The sequence below is a fragment of the Kitasatospora sp. NPDC091257 genome, from assembly GCF_044757675.1.
Classification (GTDB): Bacteria; Actinomycetota; Actinomycetes; order Streptomycetales; family Streptomycetaceae; genus Kitasatospora; species Kitasatospora lactacystinica.
In genome coordinates this window covers 1-1,464 of the sequence record NZ_JBIVVI010001674.1, presented here as the reverse complement: position 1 = coordinate 1,464, position 1,464 = coordinate 1, and the positions used below count along the sequence as shown (strand labels likewise).

Annotated in this window: 1 protein-coding gene; it reads left to right on the top strand. The window is 71.2% G+C overall.

Going from position 1 to position 1,464, the window contains the following annotated elements:
• The first annotated feature begins 267 nt into the window (after window positions 1-267).
• Window positions 268-1,320 carry a hypothetical protein gene (locus ACIQOV_RS41205; RefSeq protein WP_401056241.1) on the top strand — a complete coding sequence of 351 codons (1,053 nt, stop codon included), beginning with the start codon at window positions 268-270 and terminating at the stop codon, window positions 1,318-1,320.
• Window positions 1,321-1,464: the final 144 nt, after the last annotated feature.

Genomic DNA, 1,464 nt, shown 5'->3' with positions numbered 1-1,464 from the left:
GTGCAGGGCGTGCGGCTGGTGGACGGGGAGCTGCGGGCGGACGGGTTCTCGTACGGGGTGTTCGAGCTGGGCTGACGGTCGCCCCGGGCAGGGCCTGGCCGCCGGTCGGTCGCCGGCCGGGCGGTGGCCGGTCGGTGGCCGGGCTTCCGAATGATGTCGGATAGTTGTAAGCTACATCGATAGATGGTTGCATTTACCACCTGCATTGGTTGCATTTCCCACCTTCTCCTCACCGAGAGAACACCACCGGAGGACGGTACGAACGCCATGAGCACACCCCGGAACCCCGCCGCAGCGCCCACCCTGGGGCACTCGCTCAAGCACCTGGCCACCCACCTGATCACCCCGCTGCTGATGTGCCTGGGCATGGCGCTCGCCTACCAGGGCGCCTTCCACCAGCCCGAGCCGCACCACCTCAAGGTGGCCGTGGTCGGCACCACGCCGCAGGCGCAGGGCCTGGCGCAGGCGATCCAGGGCAAGGCCGGGGACGCGCTCGACGTCCGCACCGTGGACGACCGGGCCGCCGCCGAGCAGCAGCTGCGCGACCGGGACCTGGTGGGCGCCTTCGTCCCGGACGCCAAGAGCCCCGAACTGATCGTCGCCAAGGGCAACTCGGACACCTCCGTGGTGGCCGCCACCGCGGTGTTCACCACCGTCACCGACAGGCAGGGCGTGCCGCTGCACGTGACCGACCTGACCACCCCGGCCAAGGGCGACCCGACCGGACAGGGCCTGTTCTTCCTGCTGGTCGCGCTGAGCATCGGCTCCTACGCCAGCGTCGCGGCGATCGGCGCGGCCGGCGCGGGGCTGAGCGTGAAGATCCGGGCACTGGTCGGAGTGGCCGTCTCGCTGGTGGTCAGCGTGATCGGGATCGTCACCGCCGGGCCGGTCTTCCACGTGGTCGACCACGACTGTGCGGCGATCTGGGCGCTCGGCTGGCTCTACTCGGCGGGCATCGTGCTGATCGGCATCGGCCTGCACAGCTTCCTGAAGAAGTGGACCACGCTGGCCCTGATGGTGCTGTTCGTGATGCTGAACTTCACCTCCTCCGGCGGCATCTACCGGCCCGAACTGCAGAACGGATTCTTCGGAGGCCTGCACGGCTTCTGGACGGGCGCGGGCTTCCTGGAGGGCGCTCGCAGCATCATGTACTTCGACGGCGGCGCGGGCCTCGGCGGGCACGTCGTGACCCTGCTGGTCTGGTTGCTGCTCGGCGGGGCCGCCCTGGTGGCCGCGGCCATGTACGAGGGGCGTGGGCGCCGTCCGGTGGAAACGCCGCAGGAGGCCGAGGAGGAGATGGAGGAGACGGTCGCGGTCTGACCGGACTCCCCGGAGAGACTCCACCCGGCGCCACGGGCATCGGCACCGGGTGGGAACGGGGCGGCCCGCGCCCGGCTCTGGACAAGCCGGACGCGGGCCTCGGCGCGTCCCGGGGAGGGGGCGGCCCGGGGCGTCCCAACCCGT